Raw genomic sequence first — 16,078 nt, forward strand, 5'->3', positions numbered from 1 at the left:
CCAGCCCGGTGCCGGCCGACGGAGGCCCCAACGACGGCAGATCACACTGCAGAGGGGAAGCCATGACAGCGACAACCGTCCAACCGTCCGAGTCATCCGAGTCCGAGACGTTGGTGCTCGCCCGCAAGGCGACGGCCCGCGCGGTCCAGCACCTGCTCTCCCGCCAGGACGAGCAGGGCTGGTGGAAAGGCGACCTGGAGACCAACGTCACCATGGACGCCGAGGACCTGATGCTCCGGCACTTCCTCGGCATCCAGAACCCCGACGTGCTCGACGCCGCAGGCCGCTACATCCGCGCGCAGCAGGCCGCGGACGGCACCTGGGCCACCTTCCACGGCGGCCCGCCGGAGCTGTCCGCCACCATCGAGGCGTACGTCGCCCTCCGGCTGGCCGGTGACGCGCCCGACGCACCCCACATGGCGGCCGCCTCGGCCTGGGTGCGGAACAACGGCGGCGTCGCGAACAGCCGCGTCTTCACCCGCATCTGGCTGGCGCTCTTCGGCTGGTGGCGCTGGGAAGACCTGCCCGAGCTGCCACCGGAGATCATCTACTTCCCGTCGTGGCTGCCGCTCAACCTCTACGACTTCGGCTGCTGGGCGCGGCAGACCATCGTGCCGCTCACCATCGTCTCCGCGAAGCGCCCGGTGCGCCCCGCCCCGTTCTCCCTCGACGAGCTGCACGCCGACCCGCGAAGACCCGATCCGCCGCGCCCGGCCGCCCCCCTCGCCTCCTGGGACGGCGCCTTCCAGCGGCTGGACCGGGCCCTGCACCTCTACCGCAAGGTGGCGCTGCGCCCGCTGCGCCGGGCCGCGCTGCGCTCCTGTGCCCGCTGGATCGTGGAGCGGCAGGAGAACGACGGCTGCTGGGGAGGCATCCAGCCGCCCGCCGTCTACTCCGTGATCGCGCTCCACCTCCTCGGCTACGACCTCGACCACCCGGTGATGCGCGCCGGACTGGAATCGCTGGACCGCTTCGCCGTGTGGCGCGAGGACGGCAGCCGCATGATCGAGGCCTGTCAGTCCCCGGTCTGGGACACCTGTCTGGCCGTCATCGCGCTCGCCGACGCCGGACTCGCCCCCGACCACCCCGCCCTGGTCAAGAGCGCCGACTGGATGCTCGCCGAGCAGATCCACCGGCCCGGCGACTGGTCGGTCAAGCGGCCCCGGCTCGCCCCCGGCGGCTGGGCGTTCGAGTTCGACAACGACAACTACCCCGACATCGACGACACCGCCGAGGTCATCCTCGCGCTGCGCCGCGTCGACCACCCCCACCCGGAGCGGATCGCGGCGGCCGTGCGGCGCGGGGTGCGCTGGACGCTGGGCATGCAGTCCCGGAACGGGGCGTGGGGCGCGTTCGACGTCGACAACACCAGCCCGCTGCCCAACCGGCTGCCGTTCTGCGACTTCGGCGAGGTCATCGACCCGCCGTCGGCCGACGTCACCGCCCATGTCGTGGAGATGCTGGCCCACGAGGGCGGCGCCCGCGACCCGCGCACCCGGCGCGCCGTCGGCTGGCTGCTGGCCGAGCAGGAACCCAGCGGCGCCTGGTTCGGCCGCTGGGGCACCAACTACGTGTACGGGACCGGCTCCGTCGTCCCCGCCCTGGTCGCCGCCGGGATCCCGGCCACCCACCCGGCCATCCGCCGGGCCGTGCGCTGGCTGGAGAGCGTGCAGAACGAGGACGGCGGCTGGGGCGAGGACCAGCGCTCGTACACCGACCCCGAGTGGATCGGCCACGGCACCTCCACCGCCTCCCAGACCGCGTGGGCGCTGCTGGCGCTGCTGGCGGCGGGGGAGCGGGAGAGCAAGGCGGTCGAGCGCGCGGTCGGCTGGCTCGCGGCCACCCAGGACCAGGACGGTTCCTGGGACGAGCCGTACTTCACCGGGACCGGCTTCCCCTGGGACTTCTCCATCAACTACCACCTGTACCGGCACGTCTTCCCGCTCACCGCGCTCGGGCGCTACGTGAGCGGTGAGGCCACCGGGGCGCGGCCGCGGAGGACCTGATGGCCTCCGGACCGGCCCCGGACACCGGCGGTGCCCCGCTGCTGATCGCCTGCGCGCTCGGCATCGAGCGGTTCGCGCTGCGGGGGGCCGGTCTCGGCGCGGCCGGTTCCGGGGCCGCCGCCGGGCCGGTGACGGTGCTGCGCACCGGCATGGGACCGCAGGCGGCCGAGCGGGCGGTGAGCCGTGCGCTGGCCGAGGGGCCGGGCCGGGGCGTCCGTACCGCCGTCGTCGCCACCGGTTTCTGCGCCGGGCTGGCGCCGGGGATGCATCCGGGGGACCTGGTGGTGGCCGACGAGACCCGCGACCCGGCCGGTCACACCCCGTGCCACGGCAGCCGGATCCTCGCCGAGGCGCTGGCCCGCCATGCCCGGCGGACCCGCGGTGGCGCCGGGCGCACGGGCACCGTCCACATCGGGCCCGTCGTCGGCTCCAACCATGTGGTGCGGGGTGGGGAGCGGGCCGATCTGCACGCCACCGGGGCCATCGCGGTGGACATGGAGTCCGCCGCCACCCTGCGCAGCGCGGTGCGCGGCGGGGCACGCCCGGTTGCGGCCGTCCGGGTGATCGTGGACGCTCCTGAACATGAGCTGGTCCGCATCGGGACGCTGCGCGGTGGAATATCGGCTTTCCGGGTACTACGAACTGTTCTTCCCGCTTTCTTCGACTGGCACCGTTCCTCTTTCCTCTCAGGAGATGAGCTAGATGGCCATGCCGCTCCGCCAGACCATCCGGGTCGCGACGTATCTCTTTGACCAGAAGGTGCTCAAGCGGCGGGACAAGTTCCCGCTGATCGTGGAGTTGGAGCCGCTGTTCGCCTGCAATCTCAAGTGCGAGGGCTGCGGCAAGATCCAGCATCCGGCGGGGGTGCTCAAGCAGCGCATGCCGGTGGCGCAGGCGGTCGGCGCGGTGCTGGAGTCGGGTGCTCCGATGGTCTCCATCGCGGGCGGTGAGCCCCTGATGCATCCGCAGATCGACGAGATCGTCCGGCAGCTGGTGCAGCGGAGGAAGTACGTCTTCCTGTGCACCAACGCGATGCTGCTGCGGAAGAAGATGGACAAATTCACCCCCTCCCCGTACTTCGCGTTCGCCGTGCACATCGACGGGCTGCGCGAGCGGCACGACGCTTCGGTGGCCAAGGAGGGCGTGTTCGACGAGGCGGTGGAGGCGATCAGGGAGGCCAAGCGGCGCGGTTTCCGGGTCACCACCAACTCCACCTTCTTCAATACCGACACCCCGCAGACCGTCGTCGAGGTGCTCGACTTCCTCAATGACGACCTCAAGGTGGACGAGATGATGATCTCGCCCGCCTACGCCTACGAGAAGGCGCCAGACCAGGAGCACTTCCTGGGGGTCGAGCAGACCCGCGAGCTGTTCCGGAAGGCGTTCGCGGGCGGCAACCGCAGGCGGTGGCGGCTCAACCACAGCCCGCTCTTCCTGGACTTCCTGGAGGGCAGGACCGACTTCCCGTGCACCGCCTGGGGCATCCCGAACTACTCGCTCTTCGGCTGGCAGCGCCCCTGCTACCTGATGAGCGACGGCTACGTCCCCACCTACCGCGAGCTGATCGAGGAGACCGACTGGGACAAGTACGGCCGGGGCAAGGACCCGCGCTGCGACAACTGCATGGCCCACTGCGGCTACGAGCCCACCGCCGTCCTGGCCACCATGGGCTCGCTCAAGGAGTCGCTGCGCGCGGCCCGCGAGAGCGCCGTGGGCTGACACACGAGGAGGGGAACCGAGCATGCCGCTGCTGGAGAACATCCGGGGCCCGCACGACCTCAAGGCGCTGACCGGGGAGGAACGTACCGCGCTCGCCCAGGAGATCCGGGAGTTCCTGATCACCGCGGTCGCCAGGACCGGCGGCCACCTGGGCCCCAACCTGGGCGTCGTCGAGCTGTCCATAGCCCTGCACCGCGTCTTCGACTCGCCCGCCGACCGCATCCTGTGGGACACCGGCCACCAGAGTTACGTCCACAAACTGCTCACCGGCCGCCAGGACTTCTCCAAGCTCCGCGGCAAGGGCGGGCTCTCCGGCTATCCGTCGCGCGCCGAGTCCGAGCACGACGTCATCGAGAACAGCCACGCCTCCACCGCGCTGGGCTGGGCCGACGGCCTCGCCAAGGCCAACGAGATCCGCGGCCGCACCGACCACGTGGTCGCGGTCATCGGCGACGGCGCGCTCACCGGCGGCATGGCCTGGGAGGCGCTCAACAACATCGCCGCCGCCCGCGACCGCCCGCTGATCATCGTCGTCAACGACAACGAACGCTCCTACGCCCCCACCATCGGCGGCCTCGCCGGCCACCTCGCCACCCTCCGCACCACCGACGGCTACGAACGCTTCCTCGCCTGGGGCAAGGACGTCCTCCAGCGCACCCCCGTCGTCGGCCAGCCGCTGTACGGATCGCTGCACGGCGCCAAGAAGGGGTTCAAGGAGACCTTCGCGCCGCAGGGCATGTTCGAGGACCTGGGGCTGAAGTACGTGGGCCCGATCGACGGGCACGACATGGAGGCCGTCGAGGGGGCGCTGCGCCGCGCCAAGCGGTTCCACGGCCCCGTCCTGGTGCACTGCCTCACCGAGAAGGGGCGGGGCTACCGGCCCGCCCTGGAGGACGAGGCCGACCGTTTCCACACCGTCGCCGCGATGGACCCGCTCACCTGCGCACCCCTCATCCCCTCCGGCGGCCGGTCGTGGACGTCGGTGTTCGGCGAGGAGATGGTGCGGATCGGGGCCGAGCGTCCCGACGTGGTGGCGCTCACCGCCGCCATGCTCGACCCGGTGGGCCTCGCGGGCTTCGCCGAGGCGTACCCGGACCGGGTGTGGGACGTCGGCATCGCCGAGCAGCACGCGGCGGTCTCGGCGGCCGGGCTCGCCACCGGCGGGCTGCATCCGGTCGTCGCCGTCTACGCGACCTTCCTCAACCGCGCCTTCGACCAGCTGCTGATGGACGTGGCCCTGCACCGGTGCGGGGTGACGTTCGTCCTCGACCGGGCCGGGGTCACCGGCACCGACGGGCCCAGCCACAACGGCATGTGGGACATGTCCGCCCTCCAGGTGGTGCCGGGCCTGCGGATCGCCGCCCCGCGCGACGCGGACCAGCTGCGCGCGCAGCTCCGGGAGGCGATCGACGTGGACGACGCGCCGACCGTCGTCCGCTTCCCCAAGGAGTCGGTGGGGCAGCCCGTCCCGGCGCTGGAGCGGATCGGCGGGATGGACGTGCTGCGCCGCGGCGACGACGTACTGCTCGTGGTGGCCGGGGTCATGGCGCCGGTCGGGCTGCGCGCCGCCGAGCTGCTGGCCGAGCGCGGCATCGGCTGCACCGTGGTCGACCCGCGCTGGGTCAAGCCCGTCGACCCCGAACTGCCCGCGCTCGCGGCCCGCCACCGCGCGGTGGCCGTCGTCGAGGACAACGTGCGCAGCGCCGGGGTGGGCGCGGCGATCGGCCAGGCGCTGCGGGACGCCGGGGTCGACCTGCCGCTGCGGACCTTCGGCATCCCCGAGGCGTTCCTGCCGCACGCCAAGCGCGGCGAAGTGCTCGCCGACATCGGACTCACCCCCGCCGAGATAGCGGGCCACATCGGTGCGGCCCTCGCCCGTACCGATGCGCGCACCGCCACCGGGGAGGCCGCCGCCAAGGAGAGGGACGCATGACAGCAGCCGAGCAGCGCTCGGGTTTCGACCTGGGCAAGCTCCTGGCCGGACGCGGGTCCGAGCGCTACGACCTGCACGCCCGGTATCTCAACCACCAACTGCCGCGGATGCTGCACACCATCGGCTTCGACAAGGTCTACGAGCGGGCCGAGGGCGCGTACTTCTGGGACGACGAGGGCCAGGACTACCTGGACATGCTCGCCGGTTTCGGGGTGATGGGCCTGGGCCGCCACCACCCCGTCGTCCGCAAGGCGCTGCACGACGTCCTGGACGCCTCGCTCGCCGATCTGACCCGCTTCGACTGCCAGCCGCTGCCCGGGCTGCTCGCCGAGAAGCTGCTCGGCCACGCCCCGCACCTGGACCGGGTCTTCTTCGGCAACAGCGGTACGGAGGCCGTCGAGACCGCGCTCAAGTTCGCCCGCTACGCGACCCGCAAGCCGCGCGTCCTCTACTGCGAGCACGCCTTCCACGGGCTCACCACCGGCTCGCTGTCGGTCAACGGCGAGGACGGCTTCCGCGAGGGCTTCGCCCCGTTGCTGCCCGACACCGCGATCGCGATGGGCGACCTGGACGCGCTGGAGCGGGAGCTGAAGCGCGGGGACGTCGCCGGGTTCGTGGTCGAACCGATCCAGGGCAAGGGGGTGCACGAGGCGCCGCCGGGCTTCCTGCGGGCCGCGCAGGAGCTGCTGCACCGCCACAAGGCGCTGCTGATCGCCGACGAGGTGCAGACGGGGCTCGGCCGCACCGGGGACTTCTTCGCCTACGGTCACGAGGACGGCGTCGAACCGGACCTGGTGTGCGTGGCCAAGGCCCTGTCCGGTGGCTACGTCCCGGTCGGCGCGACCCTCGGCAAGGACTGGATCTTCAAACGGGTCTACTCCTCCATGGACCGGGTCCTGGTGCACTCCGCCAGCTTCGGGGCCAACGCGCAGGCCATGGCGGCGGGGCTCGCCGTCCTCGCCGTCATGGAGGACGAGCAGATCGTCGCAGGCGCCCGCCGCACCGGCGAGCTGCTGCGCGACCGGCTCACCGCCCTCATCGACCGGTACGAGCTGCTGCACGACGTACGCGGCCGCGGGCTGATGATCGGCATCGAGTTCGGCAAACCGGACTCGCTCGGGCTGCGCAGCCGCTGGGCGATGCTCCAGGCCGCGCGGAAGGGGCTGTTCGCGCAGATGGTCGTGGCGCCGCTGCTCCAGCGCCATCGCATCCTGACCCAGGTCTCCGGCGACCATCTGGAGGTCATTAAGCTGATTCCGCCGTTGATCATCGGCGAGCGGGAAGTGGACCGCTTCGTCGACGCGTTCACGGCGGTCATGGATGACGCACACGGGGGCGGCGGCCTGATGTGGGAGTTCGGCCGGACCCTCGTCAAGCAGGCGGTGGCCAACCGCTGACGAGCAGGGGGGACCGGCGATGACCGACGCGACCGCCGTAGGGGCCGTCAACGCGCTGACCGGACGATGGGTGCGGGCCGCCGTGAGCGGCGAGGAGTCCACCGTCCTCACCGGCGCCGGGGCATGGCCGCTGCTCGCCCTGCTCGCGGGCGCGGCGAGCGGCCCGGCGCGCGGCGAGCTGGAGGGAGCGCTCGGCGTCGGCGCGGACGGCGCGACGGCGCTCGGCCGCGAGGTCGTCGGGGCGATGGACGCGATGGACGGCGTGGCGGCGGCCACCGGACTGTGGACCCGTCACGACCTGCCGGTGCGGCCCGAATGGGAGGCGGAGCTTCCGCAGGGCGTACGCAACGTGCTGACCGGCGACACCGAGCGCGACGGCAAGGAGCTGGACGCGTGGGCGTCCCGGCACACCGGGGGCGCGATCGCCGAGATGCCGGTGCCGCTGACGCCCGTCACCCAGCTGGTGCTGGCCGGGGCGCTCATGGTGAAGACGGCCTGGCGGCAGCCGTTCCAGCCGGGCATGCTGACACCGAAGGACGGGCCGTGGCAGGGCCGGTCGCTGGCCGGTCTCCGGCGGACGACGGACGACCTCGACGGGGTGCTGCGGGTCGTCCCCGAGAGCCCGGCCGGTCCGCTCACCCTGTCCGGGGTCGCGGGGGACAACGGGATCGATGTGCATCTGATCCTCGGCGGCGAGGGCGTTCCGGGCGGCCAGGTGCTGGAGGCCGGGATCGGCGCGGTGGCCGGGGCGTACCCGGGGTGGGGAGGCTCGGCGCTGCCGTTCGGCGAGGCGGGGCCCGGTGTCACGGTCACGGAGGTCGCGAGCTGGGACGACACCCCCTCGGTCGGCCTCACCACCCCGCAGTTCACCGTGCATGCCCGGCACGATCTGCTGCGGCACGCGGAGCTGTTCGGGCTGCGCACCGCGCAGGACACCTCCCGCGGCCACTTCCCGGGGATCAGCCCCAGCCCGCTGGCGATCTCCTCCGGTCAGCAGTCCATGACCGCGTCGTTCAGCGCCGAGGGCTTCTGGGCGGCGGCCGTGACCGCGATGGCCCTGGCGCCGGGCGGGGGCCCGCCGCAGCGGACGGCGAAGCGGATCTCGGTGACGTACGACCGCCCGTTCGGCTTCCTGGCCGTGCACCGGGCCAGCGGTCTGGTGCTGACGGCGGGCTGGGTCACCGAGCCCTAGGGGGTGTCCGCACAGTCGCGTCGGGTCAGCCCGCGGCGTCTGGTGCGTGCGATCGCAAGGCGGAGGGTCGTCCTTGTAGTGGGCCTACTCGGACGGGCCCGACAACGCAGCGAGCGTGCGTGCCAGGCGTCGCGGGCCCGGCGGGACTGTGCGGACACCCCCTGGGCCGGGGCCGACACCCCCTGGGGGCGGCCGGGCCTTCGCTGAGCCGGGCCTTCGCTGACGAAACGGGCCGTCAGCCGGTGAGCATCCGGTCCCGCAGCCGCTCGCGCTGCGGGGCGGTGAGCCCCAGGCCCTCGGTGAGATAGCGCTCGGTGGTGCCCCAGGTCTCCTCTATCGTCTCGAACGCCGCCGCCAGATAGGTGGAGCGCGCGTCGAAGAGGGGGCTCAGCAGCGCCAGCACCTCCGGGGACATGGGGTCGGACCCGTCCGCGGGATTGCCCTTGCGCCAGATCTTGTAGCGGCGGTGGGCGGCGGCCGACTCCAGATAGTCGGCCTCGATGGCCTCCCGGTCGACCCCGAGCGCGAGCAGCGTCACCGCGACCGACAGACCGGCCCGGTCCTTGCCCGCGGAACAGTGCATCAGCACGGGGGAGCTGTCCTCCGCCATGGCGCTGAGCACCCGGCCGTGCTCGACGATGCGGCTGGTGATGATGGCCCGGTACGCGTTGATCATCCGCCGCTCGGCGCGCCCGTCGTCCAGCAGCTCGCGCAGGGTGTTGAGGTCGCCCTCGCGCACCATGGTCCAGAACCCGGCGCCGTCGGCCGGGTCGGACAGCGGGAGGTTCACGTTCCGCACGCCGGTGAGGGAGACGTCCGGGCCCTCCAGCTTGATGTCGGCCGCGTTGCGGAAGTCGAAGACCGTGTGCAGGCCGAGCGAGTCGAGGAAGGCCGCGTCGCTGTCGGTGGCATGGGCGAGGTGGCCGCTGCGGAAGAGCACGCCGGGCCGTACGCGCCGGCCGTCGGCGGTCGGCAGCCCGCCGACGTCGCGGAAGTTCCGTACCCCCACCAGCTCGGGTTCGGCCTGCGGGACCTGCGGCGACGGCTGCGTCACGGGCGCTCCTCACGATCGGCCGCCGCGCCGCTCGTCGACGAGGCGGGCTCTGCTGACCATACGACATTGCGTTCCTGCTGCAATCAGTTCTGCGGATCGTGAGCCGGGGGCCATTGCCGTGCGGGAAAGCCTGACCGATGATGTTGGGACCTGTGGGGAATCGGGGATGTGTGATGATTGAAATCGGCGGAAACGGTCGGCTCTGGCTGCTCTCGGGGCGACACAGCAGCTACGCCCTGCACCTCACCGACGAGGACGCCCTGCTCCATCTCCACTGGGGCCCGCGCCTCGCGGTCCCGGACGCCGAGGCCCTCGCCGCCGAACCTCTGCCCGCTGAGCGAGGGTTCGAATCACCGCTGGACGGGCGCGAGGAGTACCCGGTGGAGGGCGGCCCGCGCTTCGTGCGCCCCGCTCTGTCCGTCCGCGCGGCGGGCGTACGGGGCACCGAGTGGCGCTTCGAAGAGAGCACCGTCAGCGGCGACGAGCTGCGGCTGCGCTTCCACGACCCGCTCCACCACCTCGACATCACCCTCCACTACCGGATGCGGGACGACGGCGACGTCATCGAGCGCTGGACCACCCTCACCCACACCGGCGCCCCGGACGACGCCCCGCTGGAACTGCTGCGCGCCGACTCCGCCGCCTGGTCGCTGCCGATCGGCGAACGGCGGCGGCTGAGCCATCTGTACGGGCGGTGGGCCGCCGAGAGCCGGCTCGCCCGCACCGACCTCACCCCCGGCGAGAAGGTCATCGGCAGCCGCCGCGGCCACACCAGCCATCAGCATCTGCCCTGGATCGCGATCGACGACGGCACGGCCACCGAGGAGAGCGGCGAGGTGCACAGCTGCGCGCTCGCCTGGTCCGGGTCCTGGCGGATCGCCGTCCAGCGGCTCGCCGACGGCACCGTACAGACCGTCGGCGGCGTCGGCCACGACGAGGCGGGGCTGCTGCTCCTCGCGCCCGGCGAGTCCTTCACCACCCCGGTCTTCGCGGGCCTGTGGACCGACGGCGGCTTCGGGGCCGCGAGCCGCGGATGGCACGCCTGGCAGCTCGCCCACGTCGTCCCCGGCGCCGACCGGGAGCGGCCGGTCCTCTACAACTCCTGGGAGGCCACCGAGTTCGAGGTGAGCGAGGAGCAGCAGCGCTCCCTCGCCCGGCTCGCCGCCGGGCTCGGCGTCGAGCTGTTCGTCGTGGACGACGGCTGGTTCGGGTCCCGTACCAGCGACCGGGCCGGGCTCGGCGACTGGACCCCCAACCCCGACCGCTTCCCGCACGGGCTGAAGCCCCTCGCCGACGAGGTGCACGGGCTGGGCATGCGGTTCGGCATCTGGGTCGAACCGGAGATGGTCAACGCCGACAGCGACCTCTACCGCGCCCACCCCGACTGGGTGCAGCACCATCCCGGCCGCACCCGCACCGAGTTCCGCAACCAGCTGGTGCTCAACCTGGCCCGGCCCGATGTCCGCGCATATCTGTGGGAACGGCTGGACACCCTGCTGAGCAGCGCCCCCATCGACTATGTGAAGTGGGACTTCAACCGCTCCTTCACCGACCCCGGCTGGCCCGGCGACCCGTATCCGCAGCGGCTCGGCATCGAGCACGTCCGCGGGCTGTACGACCTGCTGGGGCGGCTGCGCGCCGCCCACCCCGGTGTCGCCTTCGAGTCCTGCTCGGGCGGCGGCGGGCGGATCGACCTGGGCATCCTCGGCCTCACCGACCAGGTGTGGACCTCGGACAACACCGACCCGCTGGACCGCCTCGCCATCCAGCACGGGTTCAGCCAGCTGCACCCGGCCCGGGTGATGGCCGCCTGGGTCACCGACAGCCCCAACGTGATGGGCAACCAGCGCACCAGCGGGCTCGGCTTCCGCTTCATCAGCGCCATGGCCGGGGTGCTGGGCGTCAGCGGCGACCTGACGAAGTGGAGCGAGGCCGAACTCACCGAGGCCCGCGACTGGGTGGCGCTCTACAAGCGGATCCGGCCCGTCGTCCAGCACGGTGAGCAGTACCGGCTGCGGCCGCCCGGCGACGGCGGGCTCAGCGCGGTGCAGTACGTACGCGGCGGGGAGACGGTGGTGCTGGCGTGGCTGCACGGGCAAAGCTACGGCGAACCCCAGCCCCGGTTGCGGCTGCGCGGCCTGGACCCGGCCGCCGCGTACGAGGACCTGGCCACCGGGACCGTCCACCGGGGCGCGGTGCTCGCCCATCACGGTCTGCGCACCGGGCTGCGCGGTGATCTGGACGCCGCCGTATTCCACCTCCGCCGAACTGACCAGGTGGGATAACTCACCCCTGGTCAAGGGCTGGTTACGGTGGCGTAGGTCACGTGTCGGGGTGAATGATGTCCGGATGTGGCAGACGATTCGCAAAGACTCAAGAGTGAAGTGATCGGGTCGTACGCAGCCATCGGGGACAGCTTCACCGAGGGCGTCGGCGATCCCGGTCCGGACGGCGTGTTCATCGGGTGGGCCGACCGGCTCGCCGTGCTCCTCTCCGACCGGCGGCCCGAACACGAATTCCGCTACGCCAACCTCGCGGTGCGCGGCCGGCTCCTGGACCCGATCGTCGAGGAGCAGGTGCCGCGGGCGATCGACCTCGGTCCCGACCTGGTCACCTTCTGCGCGGGCGGCAACGACATCCTGCGGCCCGGCAGCGACCCCGACGATGTCGCCCGGCGCTACGAGGCCGCCGTCGCCGACCTCACCTCCCGGGTGCCCACCGTGCTGTTGTGCACCGGCTTCGACACCCGGGGGATTCCGGTGCTCCGCCATCTGCGGGGCAAGATCGCCACGTACACGGCCCATGTGCGGGCGATCGCCGACCGCTACGACTGCCCGGTGCTCGACCTGTGGTCGCTGCGCTCGGTGCAGGACCGGCGGGCCTGGGACGACGACCGGCTCCATCTGTCGCCCGACGGGCACACCCGGGTCGCGCTGCGGGCCGGTCAGGTGCTCGGTGTCGAGGTGCCCGCCGACCCCGACCAGCCGTGGCCGGAGGAGGGGCAGCGCACCCCCGCCGAGGTGCGCCGGGACAACATCCACTGGGCGCGCGAGTATCTGGTGCCCTGGATCGGGCGGCGGCTGCGCGGGGTGTCCTCGGGGGACCATGTGGAGCCCAAGCGCCCGGATCTGCTGCCGCTGCGGCCCTGAGCCGGTCCCTCAGTCCTTCAGGCCAGGCCTCAGTCCTTCAGGCCAGGTAGGCCCATACGGCGCGGCCCGTGCCGCCCGTGTGGGGCCGTACGCCCCATGCCTGGGACAGGGCCTCCACCAGCATCAGCCCGCGTCCGCCCTCCTGATCCACGCTCACCGACGACCGCGCCTGCGGCACCGTGCGCGCGCAGCCCTGGTCGGCCACCTCGAGGCGCAGCCGGGTCCCCATCAGCTGCAAGGAGCAGCGCACCTCGTCGCTGGAGGTGTGGCGGACCGCGTTGGTGAACAGCTCGGAAACCACCAATTCGGCGCTGTCGCGGGTGTCCTGGTCGACACCCCACGAGCGCAGCCGCAGGACGACATGCCTTCTCGCCTCCGCGACGGACGTGCTCAGCGCCGGGAGACGAAACGCGTCCTGAAGGCACGCAGCGACCGTCGAGCCGCTGTGCCCTAACCGGAGAGCCTCGTAGGAAGGAGCCACGTCCGACACTATGCTCTGTCACGATCGCTTGTGACAAGGTTCAGTCTGTAAATTACAGAATCGCAAGGACAGACTGTTCCGAAAGCTGAGCCCGTGCCAGACTGCTGTGCTGTGACAGTAAGTGGAGGGGGACGATAGTGGCGGATGCGCGGTCGGGTGGTGCCCCGACCGTCCTGCGGGTCGTGCTCGGCAAGCGACTCCAGGACCTTCGCGAGAAGTCCGGGCTGTCCTTCGAACAGGCCGGACGGGCGCTCGACGTCACCCATGCCACGATCCGGCGCATGGAGAAGGCCGAGGTCGGCCTGAAGCTCCCGTACGTCGAGAAGCTGTTGCGCACGTACGGCGTCACCGACCCCGAAGAGGTCGAGGCCTTCCTCTCCCTTGCCAGGGAGGCCAACAAGAACGGCTGGTGGCACCGGTTCCGGGACGTCCTGCCCGACTGGTTCAACACGTTCGTGAGCCTCGAGGTGGAAGCCAACCTCATCCGCGCCTACGAGCCGCACTACATCCCCGGGCTGCTCCAGACCGAGGACTACTCCCGCGCGGTGCTCCGCGCGGGCATGCCGCACGCCCCCGAGACCGAGATCGAGCGCAACGTCGCGCTGCGGATGGAGCGGCAGGCCCTGTTGCGCCGCCCCGATCCGCCGATGCTGTGGGTGGTGATGGACGAGACGGTGCTGCGCCGTCCCATCGGCGGGCCCGAGACCATGCGGGCCCAGATCGGCCGGCTGATCGAGGTCGCCGACTCACCCCAGATCAGACTGCAGGTCATGCCGTTCGACGCCGGCCCGCACCCGGCGATGTACGGCCCCTTCCATATCTTCCGGTTCCCGATCCCGGAGCTGCCCGACATCGCGTATACGGAGACGCTCGTGAGCGGCTCCTACTTCGACCAGCGCGATGACGTCTCGGCGTTCCTGGAGGCCCTGGACCGGATGTGCGCGCAGGCCGCGCCTGCACAGACCACTCAGGCCATTCTGAGTGGCATTCGCAAGGAGATCTGAACGATGGATCGCATATGCGGGAGCCGCGTCTACAGCGGCATGCCGGCCAGGGACCTCGGTTCCGAGGGCTGGCACAAGCCGTGGAGCGGTGGCAATGGGGGAAGCTGCGTCGAGGCGATGAGGTTGAAGGACGGTCGGGTGGCGCTGCGCCAGTCGACCGACCCGGACGGACCGGCCCTGATCTACACCCACCTGGAGATGAAGCGCTTCATCCAGGGGGCGAAGGCGGGCGAGGCCGACTTCCTGCTCCTGTGACGCCCGCGCGACCGAGGGGGAACGAGGGGGACAGACAAGGGGACATGGTGTGACCGACCGACGATTACCCGGACAGCGATTATCCGCGTCGCGGATCCCCGGATCGCTCGTGTCCGGCCAGGACATCGACACCAGCAGACCGCATCCGGCCCGGATGTACGACTACTACCTGGGGGGAAAGGACAACTACGAGATCGACCGGGAGGCCGCCGAGCGCATCATCGGGCAGTCCCCGGACATCCTCGACAGCGCTCGCGCCAACCGCCAGTTCCTGCTGCGCGCCGTCCGTACGGTGGTGGCGAGCGGCGTACGGCAGATCATCGACATCGGGACGGGCATACCGACCTCGCCCAACACCCATGAAGTGGCCCGGGAGATCGCCCCGGACACCCGGGTCGTGTACATCGACAACGACCCGATCGTCGCCGCGCACGCGGACGCCAAACTGACCAGCACCCCCGGTACGCACTTCGCGTCGGCCGACGCGCGCAGACCCGCCGACATCCTGGCGCATCCGGCGGTGCGCGACGGCATCGACTTCTCCGAACCCGTGGCGCTGCTGCTGGTCGCGGTCCTCCACTTCGTCTCGGACGCGGAGGACCCGGCGGGGATCATCGCCACCCTGACCGGGCCGATGGTCCCCGGAAGCCATCTGGTGATCAGCCACGGCACCATGGACTTCCACGGCCCCGACCGGGTGGCCGATGAGGTGTACCGGAAGTCCACCGCCCGGCTGAGCCTGCGCGGCCACGCCGAGATCGTCCCGTTCTTCGACGGGTTCACGATGCTCGATCCGGGGCTGGTGCGGGTGCCGCTGTGGCGCCCGGACGGACCGCCGCCGGACGCCGGGGCGCTCGCGTCCATCGGGGTCTACGGCGGAGTGGGCCGCAGGGACTGAGGAGTGAGCACCCCTTTTTTGGGGCTCGGTTCGCCTCCGGGGCGCTTTCAGCCGCTGTCGACGGTCGACCGTGCTCGACCCCTCGTTCCTCGGGGTCTCCGCGCGCTCTCCCTTTCGACAGCGGCGCGCCCCTTCGGCTCACTCGCCCGTGGCGGGGATCCGCTCCAGGACCCCGCCCGCGAACACGTCGTACAGCGGCAGCGACTCCAGGTGGACGTAGCCGATGTGGCAGTCGCACACGGCGAGCGGACAGGACCGGGGCCGCAGCGCCGCGCGGTACGAACCGTCGTACAGATTGCCCAGCTCCGTGCGGACGAAGTGGCAGCGGCGCACCGTGCCGTCACCGTCCACCGAGATCACCGATGCGCCGGTCCGGCACGGCAGACCGGCGCTTCGGTGCGGATGGCGGCTGTAGCCGAAGAGCGGATCGAGCGCCGTCCAGTCGGCGGCCTCGGCGTCCGTGTAGGTGTGGCCCTCCGCCGCGTTCACCCACAGATAGACCTGCTCGGGCAGCTCGGCGCGCAGCCTGCGGGCCTGGTCGAGATGGCCGGGGAGACCGACGATCCCCACGCTGTGGCGCACCCCGCGCGCGGCCAGCTCCCGGCACTTGGCCAGGAACCGGTCCTGCGGCGTCTGGCCCGGGTGGTACGTGCACCACAGCGCGAGCGTGTCGCGGTCGGCCTCGGCCGTCCAGTCGGTGCGGCAGCTCAGATTGGTCTGGATCGCCACCCGCTCGATGTGCGGAAGACGGCTCAGCTCGGTGAGCGCACGGCGGTACCAGGAGCGCGTCAGCCCCTCGCCCCACGGTGTGAACAGCACTGAGAGCCGGTCGCCCGACTGCTCCCGGGCCCATGCGGTGAAGCGCTCCAGCGCGGCCCGGTCGGCGCGCAGCGCCTCCCGGCTGTCGCGCCGCTTGGCGAACGGGCAGTAAGGACAGTCGTAGTCGCAGGAGGCCAGCGGGCCCCGGTACAGGATCGTCAGGTCCACGGC

General features: G+C 71.7%; 14 protein-coding genes. 11 read left to right on the top strand and 3 right to left on the bottom strand.

The window, feature by feature from the left end:
* Positions 1–62 precede the first annotated feature (62 nt).
* From shc to HYQ63_RS34315, 6 genes are read left to right on the top strand one after another with little or no spacing between them, the layout of a single operon-like run.
* A complete protein-coding gene (shc, locus tag HYQ63_RS34290) occupies positions 63–2,006 on the top strand; it encodes a squalene--hopene cyclase (protein ID WP_179937646.1) in 1,944 nt (647 codons plus the stop codon).
* Positions 2,006–2,758: a 1-hydroxy-2-methyl-2-butenyl 4-diphosphate reductase gene (locus HYQ63_RS34295; protein ID WP_179937647.1), complete on the top strand. Its 753-nt coding sequence runs from the start codon at positions 2,006–2,008 to the stop codon at positions 2,756–2,758. Before shc ends, HYQ63_RS34295 begins: the two co-directional genes overlap by 1 nt.
* Positions 2,709–3,725 (top strand): adenosyl-hopene transferase HpnH, encoded by a 1,017-nt coding sequence (gene hpnH, locus HYQ63_RS34300; RefSeq protein ID WP_179937648.1) that lies wholly within the window; start codon positions 2,709–2,711, stop codon positions 3,723–3,725. The genes HYQ63_RS34295 and hpnH overlap by 50 nt, the downstream gene beginning before the upstream one ends.
* A 22-nt stretch (positions 3,726–3,747) precedes the next feature.
* Positions 3,748–5,658 (top strand): 1-deoxy-D-xylulose-5-phosphate synthase, encoded by a 1,911-nt coding sequence (gene dxs, locus HYQ63_RS34305; protein ID WP_179937649.1) that lies wholly within the window; start codon positions 3,748–3,750, stop codon positions 5,656–5,658.
* Positions 5,655–7,055, top strand: a complete 1,401-nt coding sequence (locus tag HYQ63_RS34310; protein WP_179937650.1) for an aspartate aminotransferase family protein — start codon at positions 5,655–5,657, stop codon at positions 7,053–7,055. Before dxs ends, HYQ63_RS34310 begins: the two co-directional genes overlap by 4 nt.
* Positions 7,056–7,074: 19 nt before the next feature.
* Positions 7,075–8,247, top strand: coding sequence for a serpin family protein (locus HYQ63_RS34315; RefSeq protein ID WP_179937651.1), 1,173 nt, complete (start codon positions 7,075–7,077; stop codon positions 8,245–8,247).
* A 235-nt stretch (positions 8,248–8,482) separates the two neighbouring features.
* On the opposite strand, the gene HYQ63_RS34320 is transcribed toward HYQ63_RS34315, so the two are convergent.
* The gene (locus HYQ63_RS34320; protein WP_123108055.1) at positions 8,483–9,301 is read right to left on the bottom strand and encodes a tyrosine-protein phosphatase; all 819 of its coding nucleotides are present in this window, start codon (positions 9,299–9,301) and stop codon (positions 8,483–8,485) included.
* 173 nt (positions 9,302–9,474) lie between these two features.
* Here HYQ63_RS34320 and HYQ63_RS34325 point away from each other — a divergent pair, with 173 nt between their 5' ends.
* On the top strand, positions 9,475–11,586 hold the full coding sequence (locus tag HYQ63_RS34325; protein WP_179937652.1) for an alpha-galactosidase: 2,112 nt from the start codon (positions 9,475–9,477) through the stop codon (positions 11,584–11,586).
* Positions 11,587–11,652: 66 nt separating this feature from the next.
* Positions 11,653–12,450: an SGNH/GDSL hydrolase family protein gene (locus tag HYQ63_RS34330; protein ID WP_179937653.1), complete on the top strand. Its 798-nt coding sequence runs from the start codon at positions 11,653–11,655 to the stop codon at positions 12,448–12,450.
* Between the two features lie 37 nt (positions 12,451–12,487).
* Here HYQ63_RS34330 and HYQ63_RS34335 read toward each other — a convergent pair whose 3' ends face one another.
* The gene (locus HYQ63_RS34335) at positions 12,488–12,931 is read right to left on the bottom strand and encodes an ATP-binding protein (protein WP_234357236.1); all 444 of its coding nucleotides are present in this window, start codon (positions 12,929–12,931) and stop codon (positions 12,488–12,490) included.
* Positions 12,932–13,068: 137 nt separating this feature from the next.
* Here HYQ63_RS34335 and HYQ63_RS34340 point away from each other — a divergent pair, with 137 nt between their 5' ends.
* From HYQ63_RS34340 to HYQ63_RS34350, 3 genes are all read left to right on the top strand, one after another.
* Positions 13,069–13,935 (top strand): helix-turn-helix transcriptional regulator, encoded by an 867-nt coding sequence (locus HYQ63_RS34340; protein ID WP_123108059.1) that lies wholly within the window; start codon positions 13,069–13,071, stop codon positions 13,933–13,935.
* 3 nt (positions 13,936–13,938) lie between these two features.
* On the top strand, positions 13,939–14,190 hold the full coding sequence (locus HYQ63_RS34345; RefSeq protein WP_123108060.1) for a DUF397 domain-containing protein: 252 nt from the start codon (positions 13,939–13,941) through the stop codon (positions 14,188–14,190).
* A 109-nt stretch (positions 14,191–14,299) separates the two neighbouring features.
* A complete protein-coding gene (locus tag HYQ63_RS34350) occupies positions 14,300–15,088 on the top strand; it encodes an SAM-dependent methyltransferase (RefSeq protein ID WP_306664858.1) in 789 nt (262 codons plus the stop codon).
* 138 nt (positions 15,089–15,226) lie between these two features.
* On the opposite strand, the gene HYQ63_RS34355 is transcribed toward HYQ63_RS34350, so the two are convergent.
* Positions 15,227–16,075 carry an STM4011 family radical SAM protein gene (locus HYQ63_RS34355; protein ID WP_179937654.1) on the bottom strand — a complete coding sequence of 283 codons (849 nt, stop codon included), beginning with the start codon at positions 16,073–16,075 and terminating at the stop codon, positions 15,227–15,229.
* Positions 16,076–16,078: the final 3 nt, after the last annotated feature.

The sequence above is a fragment of the Streptomyces sp. Rer75 genome (assembly GCF_013414305.1).
GTDB lineage: Bacteria > Actinomycetota > Actinomycetes > Streptomycetales > Streptomycetaceae > Streptomyces > Streptomyces himastatinicus.

Coding starts and splice junctions, on each gene's coding strand:
- HYQ63_RS34315 (WP_179937651.1), top strand. CDS start 7,075: ATGACCGACGCGACCGCCGTAGGGGCCGTCAACGCGCTGACCGGACGA.
- hpnH (WP_179937648.1), top strand. CDS start 2,709: ATGGCCATGCCGCTCCGCCAGACCATCCGGGTCGCGACGTATCTCTTT.
- shc (WP_179937646.1), top strand. CDS start 63: ATGACAGCGACAACCGTCCAACCGTCCGAGTCATCCGAGTCCGAGACG.
- HYQ63_RS34325 (WP_179937652.1), top strand. CDS start 9,475: ATGATTGAAATCGGCGGAAACGGTCGGCTCTGGCTGCTCTCGGGGCGA.
- HYQ63_RS34295 (WP_179937647.1), top strand. CDS start 2,006: ATGGCCTCCGGACCGGCCCCGGACACCGGCGGTGCCCCGCTGCTGATC.
- dxs (WP_179937649.1), top strand. CDS start 3,748: ATGCCGCTGCTGGAGAACATCCGGGGCCCGCACGACCTCAAGGCGCTG.
- HYQ63_RS34345 (WP_123108060.1), top strand. CDS start 13,939: ATGGATCGCATATGCGGGAGCCGCGTCTACAGCGGCATGCCGGCCAGG.
- HYQ63_RS34310 (WP_179937650.1), top strand. CDS start 5,655: ATGACAGCAGCCGAGCAGCGCTCGGGTTTCGACCTGGGCAAGCTCCTG.